This is a genomic window from Nonomuraea sp. NPDC051941, from assembly GCF_044593615.1.
Genome location: NZ_JBIUCF010000025.1, coordinates 27,801 through 45,664 on the forward strand (window position 1 = coordinate 27,801; position 17,864 = coordinate 45,664).

Annotated in this window: 12 protein-coding genes; 4 read left to right on the forward strand and 8 right to left on the reverse strand. The window is 69.6% G+C overall.

Features of this window, described 5'->3' with window-relative positions; genetic code table 11:
• Window positions 1-261: 261 nt before the first annotated feature.
• From ACIHFD_RS35835 to ACIHFD_RS35855, 5 genes are all read right to left on the reverse strand, one after another.
• Complete coding sequence (locus ACIHFD_RS35835) at window positions 262-1,545, reverse strand: FG-GAP-like repeat-containing protein (protein WP_397370729.1); 1,284 nt, start codon at window positions 1,543-1,545, stop codon at window positions 262-264.
• A 396-nt stretch (window positions 1,546-1,941) separates the two neighbouring features.
• A complete protein-coding gene (locus ACIHFD_RS35840; protein ID WP_397370730.1) occupies window positions 1,942-2,337 on the reverse strand; it encodes an HIT family protein in 396 nt (131 codons plus the stop codon).
• Window positions 2,334-3,329, reverse strand: coding sequence for a hypothetical protein (locus ACIHFD_RS35845; RefSeq protein WP_397370731.1), 996 nt, complete (start codon window positions 3,327-3,329; stop codon window positions 2,334-2,336). Before ACIHFD_RS35845 ends, ACIHFD_RS35840 begins: the two co-directional genes overlap by 4 nt.
• Before the next feature lie 172 nt (window positions 3,330-3,501).
• The gene (locus tag ACIHFD_RS35850; RefSeq protein WP_397370732.1) at window positions 3,502-4,125 is read right to left on the reverse strand and encodes a BTAD domain-containing putative transcriptional regulator; all 624 of its coding nucleotides are present in this window, start codon (window positions 4,123-4,125) and stop codon (window positions 3,502-3,504) included.
• A 37-nt stretch (window positions 4,126-4,162) separates the two neighbouring features.
• Complete coding sequence (locus ACIHFD_RS35855) at window positions 4,163-5,800, reverse strand: FG-GAP-like repeat-containing protein (protein WP_397370733.1); 1,638 nt, start codon at window positions 5,798-5,800, stop codon at window positions 4,163-4,165.
• 157 nt (window positions 5,801-5,957) lie between these two features.
• Between ACIHFD_RS35855 and ACIHFD_RS35860 the strand changes: the two genes are divergently transcribed.
• Window positions 5,958-6,413, forward strand: a complete 456-nt coding sequence (locus ACIHFD_RS35860) for a hypothetical protein (RefSeq protein ID WP_397370734.1) — start codon at window positions 5,958-5,960, stop codon at window positions 6,411-6,413.
• Window positions 6,414-6,612: 199 nt separating this feature from the next.
• Here ACIHFD_RS35860 and ACIHFD_RS35865 read toward each other — a convergent pair whose 3' ends face one another.
• Complete coding sequence (locus tag ACIHFD_RS35865) at window positions 6,613-9,402, reverse strand: BTAD domain-containing putative transcriptional regulator (protein ID WP_397370736.1); 2,790 nt, start codon at window positions 9,400-9,402, stop codon at window positions 6,613-6,615.
• Window positions 9,403-9,615: 213 nt separating this feature from the next.
• Here ACIHFD_RS35865 and ACIHFD_RS35870 point away from each other — a divergent pair, with 213 nt between their 5' ends.
• Window positions 9,616-11,541 carry an FG-GAP-like repeat-containing protein gene (locus ACIHFD_RS35870; protein ID WP_397370737.1) on the forward strand — a complete coding sequence of 642 codons (1,926 nt, stop codon included), beginning with the start codon at window positions 9,616-9,618 and terminating at the stop codon, window positions 11,539-11,541.
• Between the two features lie 749 nt (window positions 11,542-12,290).
• On the opposite strand, the gene ACIHFD_RS35875 is transcribed toward ACIHFD_RS35870, so the two are convergent.
• Both ACIHFD_RS35875 and ACIHFD_RS35880 read right to left on the reverse strand, forming a co-directional pair.
• Window positions 12,291-15,206, reverse strand: coding sequence for a hypothetical protein (locus ACIHFD_RS35875; RefSeq protein WP_397370738.1), 2,916 nt, complete (start codon window positions 15,204-15,206; stop codon window positions 12,291-12,293).
• Entirely contained in the window at window positions 15,203-15,631 is a 429-nt protein-coding gene (locus ACIHFD_RS35880; RefSeq protein ID WP_397370739.1) for a hypothetical protein, read from the reverse strand. The genes ACIHFD_RS35875 and ACIHFD_RS35880 overlap by 4 nt, the downstream gene beginning before the upstream one ends.
• Before the next feature lie 147 nt (window positions 15,632-15,778).
• On the opposite strand from ACIHFD_RS35880, the gene ACIHFD_RS35885 reads away from it, so the two are divergent.
• Window positions 15,779-16,363 carry a tyrosine-type recombinase/integrase gene (locus ACIHFD_RS35885; protein WP_397370740.1) on the forward strand — a complete coding sequence of 195 codons (585 nt, stop codon included), beginning with the start codon at window positions 15,779-15,781 and terminating at the stop codon, window positions 16,361-16,363.
• Window positions 16,364-17,121: 758 nt separating this feature from the next.
• Complete coding sequence (locus ACIHFD_RS35890) at window positions 17,122-17,775, forward strand: hypothetical protein (protein WP_397370741.1); 654 nt, start codon at window positions 17,122-17,124, stop codon at window positions 17,773-17,775.
• Window positions 17,776-17,864: the final 89 nt, after the last annotated feature.

The window sequence follows — 17,864 nt, forward strand, 5'->3', positions numbered from 1 at the left end:
ACACTGCAGCGCGACAACGCAGACACAAGGACGGTCCCCGGATGGATCGAAGCGGGGCGGGGGGGGGGGCCGGGGCCGGGTGGGGTAGGGGGGGTGGGGGGGGGGGGGGGGGGGGGCGGGGGGGGGGGGGCCGCCGGGCCCCCCCCCCCCCCCCCCCCCAAACCCCCCCCCCCCCGCCCGCCCCCCCGGCGCCCCCCCCCCCCGGGGGGGGCCCCCCCCCCCCGCTTCTGCCTTCGGAGCTGTCCGGCGGCGGACTGCGGGTCAGAAGTAGGGGGTCCAGCCGGGGCCGATGGCGGTCGCGGGCCCGAACTTGTTGCCGCCCTCGCCGTTCCAGACGTACAAGGTGCCACCGGTCATGGCCGCGATGTCGTCATGGCCGTCCTGGTTGACATCACCCAGAGACGTGAGCGTGCCATCGTAAGGCGCCCAGCCACCACCGATCTCGACCGCGGGACCGAACTCGTTACCGCCCTCACCGTTCCAGATATGCAGCGTGCTGCCGTTCTTGATGGCGGCCAGATCGCCGATGCCGTCACCGTTGAAATCTCCCGCGACCGGCTTGCTAAAGGCCGACCAGCCGCCGCCGACGCGGGTGGCGGGGCCGAACTTGTTACCGCCTTCGCCGTTCCAGACGTACAAGGTGCCATCGGTGATGGCCGCGATGTCGTCGTGGCCGTCCTGGTTGACATCGCCGAGAGACGTGAGCGTGCCATCGTAGGGCGCCCAGCCACCACCGATCTCGACCGCGGGACCGAACTCGTTACCGCCCTCACCGTTCCAGATATGCAGCGTGCTGCCGTTCTTGATGGCGGCCAGATCGCTGACGCCGTCACCGTTGAAATCTCCCGCGACCGGCTTGCTGAAGGCCGACCAGCCGCCGCCGATCTCCTGCCGGGTGGCGAAGTTGTTGTTGCCCTTGCCGTTCCAGATGTTCAACGTGCCGGTGGTTTCGGAGAAGATGTCGCCGATACCGTCAGCATTGAAATCCGCGCCGATACGGTTGCTGCAGCCGTTCCGGCTCTCCACGTTGCGCCACTCGCCGCCGGGGGCGGGGCCGTATGCCTTGCCGTCGAACCTGGCCGTGACGCGCTCAGCGCCCTCGAAACCCCAGGAGACGGCCCCGTCTCCGTCGGCGTCATAGCCCTGCTCGAAGTGCAGGTGCGGGGTTCCGTTCGAGGTGGGACCCGTGTGCCCCACCCGCCCGATGGTCTGTCCCTGCGTGACTCTCTCGCCCACGCTCACGGCGCGCGACTGCAGGTGAACGTAGGTGGTGAAGTGGCCGCCACCATGGTTGATCTGGATCATGTTGCCGGCGTTGCTGTGGTAGTACGACTGGTTCACCGTGCCGGACGCCGGCGCGACCAGCGGCGAGCCCTCGGTGCCCGATTGCGGCTCACGGACCATGTCCAGGGCGGGGGCGTGCGAGGAGTCCCAGGTGTTCAGCCGCCACTTCTGACCGCAGGGGAAGGGCAGCTGGTAGTTCGGGGCTGCTGCGGCGGGAGCCGATGTCGCGACCATGCCACCGGCAAAGACGGTCAGGAGCATGGCCGCGTGTGCTAAGCGCGTTTTCAGCACGTCGTTCCTTTCACACAAGGTTCGGAAGGCTTGACACGCGGAGGAGACTCCGTCGTGCTCTGTCGAAGCGCTACTCGAGAGTAGGTTTAGGCGGTATAGGCCTGGTATGTTGCGGCAATGCCTCGGTCAGAGCCGCAGGAGGCGGAAAGCGCAAGCGACCCGACGTCGGGTACCGAAGGCGCCCGCAGGTCCGAAAAGACGGCGTGGCCGATGCGGTGTCCGGCTTCGCGCAGGAGCGTCAGCGCCACTTGAGCGGCCCCTCGGCTCGGCCGCCAAGAGCGCAAGCCGGTCACGGTATGGCGGCGAGCACGGAGGGTGGAGGCGCCACTTCAGGGCGCACGGAATGTCATCGCCAGGCGGGCCAGCTCAGAGATGAAGGCTGAGGCGCTTGGCGATCCCGTCGGTCTCATCGAGGTCCAGACGAGGGACCTCGCCCCACCGCGTGCCGCCGTCGGGCAGAGTGCCGGCGACATGGAAGTGAACATGGGGGACGGTCTGGTGCGCGGGCGCTCCGTTGTTCTGCCAGACGGCGATGCCCCCGGGGTCGTAGGCGGCTGCGATGGCCCGAGCCGCCCTCCCAAGGTAGTTCCCCGCCTGCGCCTGACCGGCCCAGTCGCCGCACCGCGCGGCCACCGCGATCGCGTTCAGGTGGACGTCGGCCAGGTACGTGACCCATCCGCGGTAGTTGAACGGCATGTGCAGTCCCAGGGCCAGTCCGATGGCGACGGGCGGGTCGGCGGACTCGATCGCCTGATGGGTCACGGCAGGGAGGTTGTCCCGCTCCGCCTCGGTCCACTCACCGGCCTCCCGTGCGTCGGCGAGCGCGACGCCGGGCTGCTCCGCCCTGTAATAGGGCTCCTGAACCTGGGGGTACACGTGCTGTGTGGCGGTGTTGACCGTGGCCAGGTAGTGGTGGAACCCCGGAACCCGCGGCGGAGCGCGGCCGCGCGTTCCACCTCGGACAGCTCGCCGGCGGCCTGCTCTCTGGCGTACAGGCGGATGAGGTCGTGGAAGCGGTACCGGTCGCGGCCCACTGCTTCCAGGAGCCGGGCGTCGCGGAGTAGTTCGAGAGCCGCCTCCGCCCGTGACCCGGGCCAGCCGGCCGGGGCGGCCAGGGTGTGGGTCGGCGTGTCGAGCAGGCCCAGGAGCGGGAGAACGTACGCGGCGTCGTGGCCGCTGGGCTCCTCGCGCAGGTGCCGGTGGCTGACCGCGATGCTGGCGCGTACCGCCAGGTCGTCGTACTGCAGTGCGTCCAGGCGCCGGGTGGCGTCGGCCAGACGGTCAGCGAGGTCGGCCAGCCGCCAGTCGGGCCGCGCCGCCAAGCGCGCGCCGGCGACCCCGGACGGCCAGGGGAAACCACCGCACAGCCCGGCGATTTCCGCGGCGGCCTCCGGCTCGCGCTGGACGCGGTCGGGACCGGCGATCCTGGAGAGCAGCGTGACGGCATCCCGGTCGACGAGCCCGGCCAGGTGCAGATGACGAACGTCGCCGAGCCCGGTCAGGTGCAGGTGATGGACGCCGCCGAGCGTGGTCAGGGCGGCGCGGCTGGTGATGACGGCCCGGCAGCGCGCGCCCGCCCGGACGAGCGGCCGTATTTGGTGGGCGTCGGGCGCGTTGTCGAGGATGACGAGCAACTCGCTCGCCGCGGTGAGCGACCGGTAGCGGAGCGGGCGACCGCCCCCTTCCACATCGGCCGGTACGGCGGAGCCGTCCAGCCCCAGCGACCGCAACAGGTGGCCCAGACCGTCGAGCACGGGCAGGGGCTGCAGCCCGGGGTGGCACCGTTCAGGTTGACGTAGATGATGCCGTCGAGGAACCGTCCGGATATCGTGTGCGCGACATGAACGGCGAGGGCCGACTTGCCCACGCCGCCGGGCCCGTCGATGACGGCCACGTCCGCGTGCAGCAGCGCCTCACGCAGCCACTTCACCTCCTCCTGCCTGGCGGTGAACGACCGGGTGTCGGCGGGCAGCTCGGCGGGGACATCGTGCCGGACTGCGCCAGTGCGGCGAGGTCGAGTACGGGGTCCCTGGTGAGGATGGCGTCCTGCAGCCGGCGTAGCCGCGCGCCCGGCTCGAGGCCGAGCTCCTCTACCATGGCGGTGTGCCCCTCCTGGTAGACCGTGAGTGCTTCGGCCGGCCGGGCCGTCCGGTAGAGCGCCAGCATGAGCTGGGCGCGCGGTCCCTGCCGTAGCGGGTGGGCCTGCACGTGCGGAGCGAGGTCGGCCACCACCGCGTGATGGTCACCCGCGGCCAGCCGTAGATCGATGTGGTCCTCGAAAACGGCCAGGCGTTCCTCCTCCAGGCGCCTGGACTCGACGCCGGCCAGCAGCGTGAAGTTGTGCGCGTCGACCTGGTCGCGCGGCAGGTCCAGCAGGTAGCCGCCGGGCACGGTCACGATGGTGCCGGGGGTGAGCGCGTCACGCAGCTTCGACACCACGATGTGGAGCTGCTTGCCGACCGTGGTGGTCGAGGCCTGCCCCCAGACGTCGGCGACGAGTTGACGCGTCGTGACGGGCCGGCCGGCGTCCAGCGCCAGGCGCGTCAGCACGGCGACGCGACGACTCCGTGGCGGCTTCTCCCGCTCTTCAGAAATATGGTGTCCAGCCGGGGCCGATGGGGGTGCCAGGGCCGAACTTGTTGCCGCCCTTGCCGTTCCAGATGTACAGCGTGCCGTCACGCGTGGCCGCGATGTCGGTGTGACCGTCCTGGTTCACGTCTCCCAGCGACATCAACGTGCTCGCGTACGGCTCCCAGCCCGGACCGAGCTCGATGGCCGGGCCGAACTCGTTGGCCCCCTCGCCGTTCCACACGTGCAGCGTGCCTGTGACCTTCTTGACCGCGAGCAGGTCTCCGATGCCGTCGCCGTTCACGTCGCCCGCGATCGGCCGGCTGAAGGCGGCCCAGCCGCCGCCGATCGTGGTGGCCGGGCCGAACTTGTCGGCCCCCTTGCCGTTCCAGACGGTCAAGGTGCCGGTCTCGGCGTGCACGGCGCCTATGTCGGTGTGACCGTCCTGGTTCACGTCTCCCAGCGACATCAACGTGCTCGCGTACGGCTCCCAGCCCGGACCGAGCTCGATGGCCGGGCCGAACTCGTTGCCCCCTTCGCCGTTCCACACGTGCAGCGTGCCGGTATCCGTCTTGACCGCGAGTAGATCGCTGGTGCCGTCGGCATTGACGTCCCCCGCGATCGGCCGGCTGAAGGCGGCCCAGCCGCCGCCGATCGTGGTGGCGGGCCCGAACTTGTTGCCGCCTTGACCATTCCAGACGGTCAGCGTCCCAGTGGCGGCCGAGAAGATGTCGCCCACGCCGTCGGAGTTGAAGTCCGGCGTGGCCGGTCCGGTCATCGCGGCGTAGTGCGAGCGTAGTTCCGCTCCCGAGAGTTCGCGGTTGTAGAGCGCGAACTTTCCGATCGCCCCCTTAAAGTAGGACGCCCCGTCGCGGGTGCCGACCCGGACGGGTGCCGGACCCGGCTTGGGCTTAATGACGACCTCGTCGTCCGTGCCTGGGCGGTAGGCCAGGTTGTCCGTGCCCGCCAGCACGCCGTCGCGGTAGATCCGCACCTTGCCGTACGCTCCCTCCGAGGTGTCGAACGTGACGGCGTAGTGGATCCACTCGTTGACCTTGACCGGCTGCTGGACGTACGCCCCGGCGCCGAAGCCGCCGTCGAGGTTCCACGCGTAGCCGGAGATGCGGTTGGGCCGGTTCTCCTCATTCTCCTTCGAGTACATGCGACCCGCCCACTCGCGATCGCCGCCGCTGCCCGACTTCGTGCCCTTGCCCATGAAGTAGACGTAGCCGGCCTGTTCCTCGTCGGCGAACTGGAGAGTGTGCGGCCTGATCCACGCCTCCATGGTGAAGGCGCCCGTGGTGGAGATATGGAACTGCTTGGCGGTGGGAATCTCGAAATATCCGGACGAGCCGTTGAAGACGGCGGCGCCGTCCTGATTGGGCAGGCGGACCGTGCTGGTGACGCCGTGGAAGGTCCCCTTATGGCCGTTGCCGGTGCGGTCGCTCTCCGCACCGTCTGAGGGGTTCGACAGTCGCCAATAGGCGACCGGGCCGTGCGAGAGCACCAGCGCGTCGTAGGCGCTCAGGCCGGCGGAACTCGCCGTGGCCGGGTTCGGAAGGCACACCGTCGAGGCGCCCAGGGCCGCCGCGACGAGAATACGTAGGCGAAGCGCTCTGCCCGCGCCGATCGGTGTCCGGGTCGTAGGTCTTTGCACGGCGGCAGAGTAGGAAACGACGGTATGGCGCCGGTATGTCGTCTCATCAGGCCGGGCAGGTGGTGAAAACCGATCCCCCGCGGAACATACTCCCGACATACCCCCTCTCACTAACGTCCTTCATCCAAGTACGAATCACCCCATATGAGAGGGCACTATGCGACTGGCAAATATCCTGCGGAACGCGGCGTTCGTCGGAGCCACGGGAACGGCGGTGACGATCCTCCTCGCCACCTCCGCTTCCGCGATCTCTTGGAACAGCAGCGCGCCCAGCAACGCCACCAGCGTCTCGACCCCGGCGTACGACGACGTCCGGATCGGCGCGACCGGGCCGAACGACGGCACCCTCCAAGTCCGTAAGGGCAAGTACAACGGCAAGTGGTACGTCTGGGGACGCGTCGCCAGCCCGTCGTCGAAGCTCAACAGCGGATATGAGCTCCAGTTCACGGTCGCCGGGATCGGATGCAAGCTCGGCAGCGGCACGAAGATCAAAGACATCAACACGACGACCTACACCGCCGCCGCTCCGCTGGACTCAAGCTGCCAGTACACCGGGCGAATCGTGAAGACGAGTTCCCGCTACACCCTTGGCATAGCCACCTACAACGCCTGATCCACCGCTCCCCGCGCCACTCCACCGGCGTGAAGTAGGTGACCGCGGCGTGGTCGACCAGGATGTCGACCACGCCGTACCGCTGCTTGGCCGTCTGGACGAGCGCACTCGCGCGAGGTCCGTGGCCTGGGCGCAGGCCGGTGCCACCCGCTCCCGCCCGAGGTGTTCCACTACGCCAAGGCCACCGCGGGCCGGCTGGTCACAGTTGGTTCCTGATCGCTTCCGGCGTGTCCGGGACCGGCTGTGCGAGGTAGCGGGCCTCCTCTCCGGGAGTGAGCAGCCGGGCCTCGCGCAGGAGCCGCAGCGACACCCGCCAGGACTCCCTGCCCTCCTCGTGCCGACCCAGGTCGTTCAAGGTGTGGCCGAGCCACCAATGGGACACGGCGACGCCCATGGTGTAGCCCGCCTCGCGCTGGAGCCCGATCGCCCGCCAGTACGCCTCGACCGCCTCGCCGAGGAGGCCGTGGGCTCGCAGGACGTCGGCGAGCGTGTCGCAGACGAGGCCGATGCCACCGGTGTCGCCGTGCTCCTCCATGAGGGCCAGGGCACGCCGCGCCTCCTCCGTGGCCTCGTCATATCTCCCCTGGCGGTTGAAGACTTGAGCCCGGTTGTTGCGGACGGCGGCCTCGTGGTCCCTGCGTCCCGTCCGCTCGGTGATGGCGAGGACGTTCGCCAGCGCGGCGAGCGCGTCGTCACAGCGGCCCATGACGGTGTACGTGACGCCGAGGTCGTTGAGGATCCCCGCCTTCCTGTCGAGCAGTCCCGCCCGGTCCCAGCAGGCCAGACCCTCCTCCATGAAGGACACCGACTCCTGGAAACGCCCAAGCTGCTGGTGGACGGAGGCGAGCCCCTGCAACAGGCAGGCCTGGGAGACCCAGTCCTCCTCGTCCCTGGCCACCCGCAGCGCCTCCTCACTCACCCCGATGACCTCGGCGAACCAGCCCCGGCGGTTGAACAGCCAGAAGGTCGCGTCGGCGAGCCCCGCCGCCGAGCGGTCGGCCTCCCGCGCCGCCTGCCGCACCGCGGCCGGCAGGTTGTGCCGCTCGCGGTCGAGCCAGTCGTTGGCGGCCTCCAGGGTGGTGATCTCCTCTCCCGCCTGCTCGAGGGCGAACACGGCGGCCCGCGCGTTGCTGCTGTTCATCACGCCGGCGGCGCGTTGCGCGGTGCCCAGGTAGTGGTGCAGCACGCGCCTGACCGCGCTCGCCCGCTCCTCCTCGGTGACGTCCTGCTCCCGCGCGTACAGCCCGACGAGGTCGTGGAACTGGTAGCGTCCAGATCCTGCGGGTTCGAGCAGGCGGGCGTCCAGCAGGTGTTCCAGGGCGGTCTCGGCGCGATGCTCGGACCAGCCGGCCAGGGCGGCCGTGGTGACGGGCGTGTACACGGGCAGATCCAGCAGGCCGAGCAGGCAGAGCAGGTGCGCCGCGTCCTGACCTGCCGGTTCCTCGCGCAGTTGCTGGTGGCTGACCGCGATGCCGGCGCGTACGGCCAGGTCCGCGTACTCCAGCAGGTCGAGCCGCCTTGTGGCATCGGCCAGCCGTACCGCGAGGTCGGAGAGCGGCCGGTCGGGACGGGCGGCCAGGCGGGCCCCCGCGATGCGCAGGGCGAGCGGGAAACCACCACAGAGCCGGACGATCGCCTCCACCGCCCGCGGCTCGGCGTCCACGCGGCCGGATCCGACGATCCGGGCGAGCAGCGTGGCCGCGTTCGCGTCGTCGAGCCTGCCGAGGTGCAGGTGCCGGGCGTTGTTCAGGGTGGCCAGCGGATCCCGGCTGGTGATCAGGACGCGGCAGCCCCGCCCGGCCGGGATGAGCGGGCGGACCTGGCGTACGTCGCGCGCGTTGTCGAGGATGACCAGCACGTCGCCCGCGGCGGTGAGCGAGCGGTAGCGGGCGGCGGCCTCCTCGGTGCCGGCGGGTACGGCGGCGCCGTCCAGCCCCAGGGAGCGCAGCAGGTGGCGGAGCGCTTCGATCGGGGCCAGCAGGGCGAGCCCGGCGGTGGAACCATGCAGGTTGACGTAGATGACGCCATCGGTGAAGCGCTCGGCGACGATATGAGCGACATGTACGGCGAGCGCCGACTTACCGATGCCGCCGGGCCCGTCGATCACGGTGACCGCGGCGTCGCTCACCAGGTCGGCGCGCAGCCGCTCAACTTCGGCCGTCCGCGCCGTGAACGCCTGGACATCGGCGGGGAGCTCCGCCGGAGCGGCGGGCGTGATCTGCCGCACCTGAGGCAGGTCGAGTACGGGATCCTTGACGAGGATGGCCTGATGCATCCGGCGTACTTCGGCGCCGGGCTCGATGCCCAGCTCGCCGACCACGACGCGACGCAGGCGCTGGTAGACCTCGAGCGCCTCGGGCACCCGCCCGTCGCGATACAGGGCGAGCATGAGCTGGGCGGCAGGACGCTCCCGCAGGGGGTGCCCTCGGACGTGCCCGGCGAGGTCGCCGGCCAGGGCTCGATGGTCACCTGCGACCAGGCGCAGCTCGGCATGGTCCTCCAGTATGGTCAGCCGCTCCGCCTCCAGCCGCTCGGCCTCGATCCTCGCCCAGGGAGCGTCCACCTCGGCCAGCGCCGGCCCCCGCCACAGCTCCAGCGCGCCGCGGAACAACGCGTCCGCGGTCGCCGTGGCGCCTTCCGCACGGGCGGCGCGGGCCTGCCTGGACAGGCGGGCGAAGGCGTGGACGTCCACGTGATTCCGCTTGATCGCGAGCCGGTAACCACTGGGAACGGTCTCGATGGCCTCCGCGTCGCCGTGGGCGGCGAACGCCTCTCGCAGCTTCGAGACCACGATGTGCAACTGCTTGGCGGCGGTCGCGGCGGAGCTGCTCGCCCACACGTCGGAGAGAAGCAACTCGGCGGGTACGGCCTGTCCCGCGTTCAGGGCGAGCCGGACCAGCACGCCGATCCGTCGCTCTCCGATGATCTTGATCGCATTGCCGTCGGCCTCGACCTCCAGCGGGCCGAGCAACCTGATCTCCAGCCTCAAGCGAACGCTCCCGTCGTCAGCGAATCCGGGATTCTAGCGATCCGGCCGATTTGTTCGCTGGCAGGTTTCGGCAATTCAGTGGGGCGATTTTCCTTAACTCCGCACGCGGTATGCAGCGGGTATATCGCGGCTATGTTCGTGGCCGGACAACATTGACAACCGGAACCGGCGACTGGCGGAATAGGCGTCCTCCCTGCCTCCGGAAGGAAACCCGTGCGTCTCGCCCGTCCTCTCGCCGTCGCCGTGCTCGTGGCCGCTGCCTTATCCGTGCCGCAGCCCGCGCAGGCCGCCGTGTTCAAGCACCCCAGCGTCCTGGTCAGCCGAGCTCAGCTCGACTTCGTCAGAGCCAACCTCGGCAACGAGCCCTGGAAGTCGGCCTGGAACTCCCTGCGAGGCAGTTCCCACGCCTCGCTGTCCTACACGGCCAAGCCCCGCGCCGTCGTGAACTGCGGCCCGTCGTCGAACCCCGACCAGGGCTGCTCGGACGAACGCAACGACTCCATGGCGGCCTACACGCACGCCCTGCAGTGGTACCTCACCAAGGACTCCCGCTACGCCGACAAGGCGATCCAGATCATGGACGCCTGGTCAGCCGCGATCACCAGCCACACCGGGAGCAACGCGCCGCTCCAGACCGGCTGGGCGGGCGCCAACTTCTCCCGCGCCGCCGAGCTCATCAAGCACACCTACTCCGGCTGGGCCCAGGCGAGCCGGTTCGCCGGCAAGCTCCGCACCGTGTACCTGCCGACCGTGATCGCCGGCGCGCCGAACAACAACGGCAACTGGGAACTGATCATGACGGATGCCGCCATCGGCATCGCCGTGCACCTGGACGACCGTGCCTCCTTCGACCGGGCAGTCGCGACCTGGCGCGGCAGGCTGCCCGCCTACATCTACCTCAAGACGGACGGCTCGCTGCCCAAAGCACCGCCGAACAGTACGTACAACACCAAAGCCGAGATCATCGACTACTGGCACGGGCAAACCACGTTCGTGGACGGCCTGACCCAGGAGACCTGCCGGGACTTCTGGCACACCGGCTGGGGTCTCGCCGCCATCTCCCACGTCGCGGAGACGGCCGCCCACCAGGGCGTGGACCTGTACGCCACGGCCAAACACCGGCTGCGCCGCGCGATGGACCTCCATGCCCGCCTGCAACTGGGCGGGACGGTGCCGTCGTGGCTGTGCGGCGGCAAGGTCACCCGCGACCTCGGGGCACACTTCGAGGTCGGCTACAACGCGCTGCACCACCGTCTCGGGTACGACGACTTCCCGTACGCCACGCAGTGGGTCGAGCAGAAGCGTCCCGTCGGGGTGTCGCACTTCCTGGGCTGGGAAACCCTCACCCACGCGCAGAACCCGCACTACGCCGGGACGGGCATGTCCGGCACACCCGACTTCGACGCCGACGGCGTGGGCGACCTCTTCTCGGCCACCACCGGGACGTTGACCATCTGGAACGGCAAGGGCGGCAACCAGTTCGGAGCTGCCGTCACGGTTGGCGGAGGCTGGAAGGCCTTCAGCCGACCCATCGCGGGGGACTTCAACGGGGACGGCATCAGCGACCTGCTCGCGGTCAAGAACGACAGCGGCAGGCTGCACGTCTGGAACGGCGAAGGCGCCAACGAATTCTCCTCAGCCGCCGAACTCGGGCCCGGCTGGGAGCCGTACGCCACCACCTTGATATCACTCGGGGACGTCAACGAGGACGGCCGCACCGACCTCGGCGCCGTCCACGCCGGAACCGGAACGCTGACCATCTGGAACGGCAAGGGCGGCAACCAGTTCGGAGCTGCCGTCACGGTTGGCGGAGGCTGGAAGGCCTTCAGCCGACCCATCGCGGGGGACTTCAACGGGGACGGCATCAGCGACCTGCTCGCGGTCAAGAACGACAGCGGCAGGCTGCACGTCTGGAACGGCGAAGGCGCCAACGAGTTCTCCTCGGCCGTCGAACTCGGGCCCGGCTGGGAGCCGTACGCCGCCACCTTGATGTCGCTGGGGGACGTCAACGGGGACGGGCGGCCTGACATCGGCGCCGTGCACGCCGAGACGGGGACACTGACTGTCTGGAACGGGAAGGGCGGCAACCAGTTCGGGGCGGCCATCGCTGTCAGCGCCGGCTGGAAACCGTACTTCTGACCGGCTTCCCGGAGATTCCGGCCCCGGGGGAGACCACGCGAGTCGAGGGGGCCGCGTGGTCTCCCCCGGACCGGCGGCCCTTGAGTCGGCAGCGCCTTGGCCGCACGCGAGCCAGGACATCCTTCCAGATGCGGGTGGGCGTACGGCGTTCAAGGTAGTCGGCATCAGAGGGCCCGATACATGCAGATGGCGAACCGGCGTTCCGGTGATCTGTTCCAGGCTCATCTGGCTGGCTCCGGGTTCGCGGCAGCGGCCCGCCCGGTTACGGCCGGCCGACGGACGAACTGAGGCTGGCCGTTCTGGAGTTCCTGATCGCCGAGCCTCCAGCGGCGGCATCGCCCTCGCCTCCCCCAGCCAGAGCATGTGGATCGGACCCGTGTGGGCGGGCCGGACGATCACCATTGAGGTGCGCGGCGGAGGTGTTGAGCGACAAGAGAGTGTCAGCGGTTCGCGACACTAAACGTCAGTAGCAGAGTGTGATCAGGCAGGTAAACGGAGAGTCTCGGATGAACAGCGGCGCCGAGGGGCGGCCAAGGTGGTACGGCCGGTGCTCGGGTGCTACAGGCGGAGCTGGAGTGGTTGTTCTTCCTGGACGACGCGGACCGGCGCTGGTCACCGAACGGCGCGGGGCACCACCGCCTCGGCTTCGCTCTCCAGGTGACCAGGCGGGCCACGCAGAGAACGACGTCGCCAGAACATCCGTTTCAACATGCAGGCCGACCTGCGAAGGTCGTGAAGCCGCGCCAGCCTCATCCTCGAGGACGTAGCCGGGCTAGCCAGAACAGGACCGCCACCGCAACCCCGCTGAGCGTCGCCTCCAGTGGCCCCCTCCCGGCCGTCAAGCTGAGGACGAAGGCGACCGCCCCCAGCGCGGGCGCAGTCACCAGGTTGACCTTGGTGCGCAGGTCCATGGCGTGCCTTCGCGGTTCGTCCTGGCCAAGGCCGAGGAGGTTCGCGAACAGGTTGGGGAACATGTTGTCGATCTGGTCCTGCAGCCGCGCCGCTTCCCGTGCCTCGGCCGCAGCACGCCTGCGCTTGCCCTGGACACTGGCCAGTTGCTCGCGGGCCAGATGCAGGTCGATCACCGCTCTAAGCACGCCGACGTCCTGGACGAGCCGTTCGTAGAGCGCGACCCTCTCGCCGGCCGCGGCCACGGCCTCCTTCTTCCTGCGCAGCGCGACCAGCAGTGTGACGAACTGGCTGAGCATTTGCGCCAGCTCCAGCCTGGCCGCTGCCTCTGCGTCCGGATCGGCCGGATCCGCCTCCGTGACGGCCGCGCGCAGCCGCTCCGCTGTTTCCCGCGCGTAGGGCAGGGCCTCCTCCTGCCTGCCCAGCGCGGTGAATATGGTCGCCATCCCGGCTAGCACGTTGGTGAGCAGGGGACCGCCGAAGTCTCGGACGGCGACCAGGTGCTCCTGGCCGATGGCGAGGGCCTCCTCCCACCGTTCCAGCCGCTGGTACATGCCCATCACGCTCACCACGTTCCTGGCCAGCGCTGACTGGAAGGAGCGGATCGGGTGTCTGGCGACGGTCTCACGCGCCAGCGCCACGGCCTCAATCGCGGCCCGCACCCCATCGTCGTGGCGTCCCACGGTGAACAGCTGGACGGCGTGCGTGCCGAGCATCGCCGCCACCCGGTGCCCGAACGCGTCAGAGTCCGCCTCGGCCAGCCGCCTGCTCAGCGTCACCGCCTCCTGCGAGGCTTCGATCGCCTGCTCCTCGTCCCGCTTCAGCGTCATCCGCAGGTACGCGAGATTGCCCAGGGCCATGGCCAGGCCGCCCTGGAAGTCGAGGTCGTCGGGGTCGGCGGCCGCGGCCAGCCGGTGGTTCTGCACGGCCTCCTGCGCCGACTCGATCGCCTCGCTGTTCCTGTCCAGCTGGTAGGCGAGCATCGCGCGGTTGCCCAGTGCCATCGCCAGGTTGAACGGGTCGTCGAGGCCGCGGAGCAGGTCCACCGCTTCCTCCACGGCCGACATGGCCTCCTCGTCGCGATCGGTGCCTATGAGTAGGTTGGCGAGGTTGTTCAGGTTGATGGCCAAGGGGCCCGTGAACCGCGCCGGGTCCTCTCCCACGAGGGCGCGGTAGCCCTCGATCGCCCGCTCCTCGTGGGTGACCGCGTCCTGCGTGCGGTCGACGACCAGCAGGCGGCGCGCGAGAGTGGCGTGGAGATCAGCTCGCATGGCCGGGTCGACGCCGGTGGCCAGGCGGTGGGCGACGACGCGCTCGGCGACGGCAGCGATTCCAGCGTCGAGGTCGATGTTCCTGCGCTCGGGGAAGAGCCTCTCGACCGCGTCGAGCACCGCCGGATCGAGGCCCGGTACCTCGGCGAGCGCGGTGAGCGCCGCTCCACCTCCAGCCAGCGCCAGGGCCGGATCCGCGGAAAGGACGTCGGCCAGGCTCTTGCCGACGTGCGGCCACCTCGTGGCCGACGAGGCGAGAAAGGTGATGGCCCGTCCCGCGTAGGCGGGTGGGTCGCCGTCATGGGCCAGCAGCCCGGCGGTCGCGCCCGGCGTCCACGGGTCGGCGCCGCCGCCGGCCGCGTGGCCGGGCAGGGCCAGCGCCAGCAGGTCCTCCGCCAGCCTGTCGGGGTAGAGCGGTTCCAGGACCCGATCCGGCTCGGCCGGCGGGTAGCAGACGGCATGATCGTCGATCAGCTCGTGCGGGTGCCCCGGCAGGCCCAGCCCGCCCAGCACCCCTGCCGCCGCCTCGTAGCTCTGGGCGCCGGTCAGGACAGCGGTGAACACCGTCCTGGCCATCACCTGCGGAGGTGTCGACAGGGCCTGGTTGCCATGCAGCTCTGTCCAGTGGCGGCGTTCGCGGTCGAGCAGGTAGGCGGAGAACTCCGACGGATCGCCGGGCGGGCTGACGCCTCTGGCACGCGCGTCGACGGATACCAGGGCGGCCATGTGCAGGGTCAGCACGAGCTCGAATCCGGGGCCATCGAGGCGAGGCGGGGCAACCGCATCCGGTACGGCCAGGCCGTACCGTTCGCAGAAGCAGTCGTGAGCGGCGGCGAACACCCGTTCACGGTCGGTCGCCGTCCGGGGCAGCGGTCCGAGCGGTAGGTCGCCGGTTCGCGCGCCATGTTCGGTCAGTACGGCACGCAGCGCCGGCCAGGACCGCACCGACCTGGCCACCAGCAGCACCCGCGCGCTTCGAGGAGTGTGCAGCAGCGCGTTGGCGAACAGCCAGCTCAGGTGGGACAGGGGCCACCGATCCGCGTAGTCGACGATCAGCAGCAGGCCGGGCGCCGCCCCGGGGAGCAGGTCCTGGCTGCCGGGAGAGGGGACGGCACGGTGGACGGCGGTCACGACCTTCCAGCCGCGCTCAGCCGCAAGGTCGGCCAACGCGGACACCAGGCGGGTCTTGCCCTGGCCGCCCGGGCCGTGCAACCAGCGCGCCGCCAGCTGCGGCCCCTCCAGCCACGAGGTCAGGTCGGCAAGTTCAGCCTCGCGCCCGTCGAAGGCGACGACCTCGTAGCGGGCGTCGAGCAGCCTGCTGGGCTGTTCGAGCAGCCAGGCGGCGTCCACGGCCGGTGGTCCTGCCCGCTCGATCAGCGTGTAGACGGGACCCGCGTCCTGGAAGACGTGCAGGTCCGCGCCAATGACGCCGTACGCGAAGCCGGCCTCGGCCTGGACCGTCTGCTGGAAGAGCGGCTCGTTCACCGAGCCGGGTCGTCGATGTCGCCGTGGATGATGACGTTGCCACCCTGCGCGGCGAAGATCCTGCCGTGGTCGCGGGCGATGTTGTTCTGCACCCACGTCATCGACTTCTCGGGGAGCCCGGCCTGCAGCTCGGTCACCAGGTCGCGCAGCTCGCCGGCCAGCTCCGGATGCTCTTCGAGCAGATCCTCGACCTCCAGCTGCCACACGCCGATCAGCGCCTGGCGAACCCGGTCTTCGTCCTTCCGCGCCACCCGGCCCGCGTTGGTGTCGAGCTGGGCGTCGATCCTGTCCAGTTCGGCCTGGCCGCGCCTGGAAAACAGGCGAGAGAAGCCCGACTTGGCGCTCTCCCATCCGTCTGTGGCCATCGCGCCCACCAGGGTGGTGGCTGCGGTGGCGGCCAGAGCGGACAGAGCCTCTGCGAGCATCGGATCTCCTCGGGGGGTAAAAGCCTGCCACGAGTGTCCCTCCCGGGGAAGGATCATTCAATCGTTGAGTAGCCGCCAGGTGGTGAGGGCGATCTTGTCCCGCGTCAGCCCGGCGGGTTCTGTAAGGTCGAGGTTCAGGGTCCTGGCATGCGACTACGCGCGGCGGCCGATGTCGCCAAGGTGCTGGCGGTGATCTGCTCGCGGCGGCCGCGCAAGGAGACGCCGCTGGACCGGCTGCGGGATCGGGTGCTGTTCGAGACCGCCTACGTGTGCGGCGCCCGCGCCTCCGAAGTCTGGGGCCTTTACGTCGAGGACCTGGATCTGCGCCTGGACGATGAGCACGTCCGAATCCACGGCAAGGGTGGCAGCGTGCTGCTGGACGATCGCGGCTACGTCGCCCTGCTCAAGCTCTACCTGACCCCCGCCGGCTACACCGCGGGGCCGCTGTTCCGCGCCTCCATCAACGGCTGCGGCGGGCCGCTGTCCTACAACGCCGCCCACCACCGCTGGCAGATCTACTGCGCCGCCGCGAAAGTCGAGATCGACATTCACCAGCTGCGCCACGCCCACGCCGCCGAGCTCATCAACACCGGCGTGTCCATCGAGGCCGTGCGCCGCCGACTTGGCCATGCCTCCACCGAGACGACGCAGTTGTACGCGCTGCTGGACGACAAGGTCGCCGACGCCGAGACCCGCGCCGCACGCCGCCGACGAGACCAGACAGTGCGCTGATTGAACCCATGGCTGGGGCATGTGTTTGGGTTTGTCTGTCGGTGCTGTACGGCATCCTGGATCGCACCACATCGCGGCGAAGCGAGGCACCATGGCGTTGAATTTCGACATCAGCTCTCCACCCGTGCGCCCCGCGGACTTCGTGGGCCTGGCAGAGGCCATCTTCCAGGCCAGCGCCGCAGACGAGAGTTGGTGGCTGGAATGGAAGTCGACCCTGGATCTGACCAGTAAGCACGGCTGGCATCACATCGCCCGCGCCATCATCGGCTTCGCCAACCGCATGCCCGACGTGGCCGAGCGCTTCACCGGCGGCCACGCCTACTTCGTAGCGGGCATCTGCCCGGGAGCGGCGGACGGAATCACCCCCGTCGACGTGGTCGACTTGGACAAGGGGCTCACCCCTTACCTAGGGAGTCCGGGACCGCGCTGGCGCCCCACCTACGTCACCGTCACGCTGCCGACCGGTACGGCACAGGTTTTCATCATCGATGTCGAACCGCCACGATGGGGCGATCCCATCTTCTGCATGCGTAAAGAACTTGGTGGAGTAGCTGAAGGCACCGTCTTCGTCCGCGGAAACGGAGCCACCCGGCCGGCCAGGGCCCACGAGATCGATGCGCTGGGTGAGCGGCTACGTCGCGCAGCTCAGCAGGTCGAGGTTGACGTGGTCATGCGGGCTGGAGCGCCGGTCCGGCCGGTCGACACCAGCGAGCAGGCCGTTCGGCAAAGGACTAGTGGGACAAGGGCTGGTCAGGTACATGCCCGAAGATCGCACACCGCAGAAGTACCGCGAGCAAGTCGGCGCCTATCTGCATCTCGCCGCCGGCTGGCGCCAGGCGCTACTGCCCGGTGCGGCCGCGCACGTGACCCCCATCGAATTTGAGCTGCACAATCTCCTGACGGCCAACCTGGCCGAGGTCGAGGTGCGCCTGTACGTGCCCGGGAATGTCCATGCTGTCCGGCCCCGTACGCAGGCGTCGATGGCGGCCAACGACAGCTTCGTCAACCTTCCGAATCCACCTCGGCCCTACGGCCCGCGAACAGTTTCACTGCTCGACGGAGGCATTTCCTCCGGCCTTGGCTCGATTGCCCGGGTGTCCCCCTTCACCACGATGCCGGGCAATGCGCCACGTCCTCCGATGCCGCATATCGACAACGGCCGGTCGACCACCATCACCTTCCCAGCCGTGCACCTGCGCCCCCATCACCGGGTCCGCCTGGACCCGATCGTGCTGGTGGTCGAGGCACCTGCGCCAGCTGTCATCACCGCTCAGTGGTGGGCCACCTCGACCAGCATGAACGGCACTGCTCAAGGTCAGCTGTCCATTCCGATCGCTGACGAACCGCTACCGCTCGCTGTGGTACTGACGGAGCCGGACGCCTGGCGACAGCGCAGGGATAAGACCTCATAACGCACGTGGCTTGTCGCCCTTGGTCGGCAAGTTCCTCTTTCGCCTGACTGCGGTGGCGTGCCTTGCTACGCGCAGCATGGTGTGCGGCT

Coding starts and splice junctions, on each gene's coding strand:
- ACIHFD_RS35860 (WP_397370734.1), top strand. CDS start 5,958: ATGCGACTGGCAAATATCCTGCGGAACGCGGCGTTCGTCGGAGCCACG.
- ACIHFD_RS35885 (WP_397370740.1), top strand. CDS start 15,779: ATGCGACTACGCGCGGCGGCCGATGTCGCCAAGGTGCTGGCGGTGATC.
- ACIHFD_RS35890 (WP_397370741.1), top strand. CDS start 17,122: ATGCCCGAAGATCGCACACCGCAGAAGTACCGCGAGCAAGTCGGCGCC.
- ACIHFD_RS35880 (WP_397370739.1), bottom strand. CDS start 15,631: ATGCTCGCAGAGGCTCTGTCCGCTCTGGCCGCCACCGCAGCCACCACC.
- ACIHFD_RS35835 (WP_397370729.1), bottom strand. CDS start 1,545: ATGCTCCTGACCGTCTTTGCCGGTGGCATGGTCGCGACATCGGCTCCC.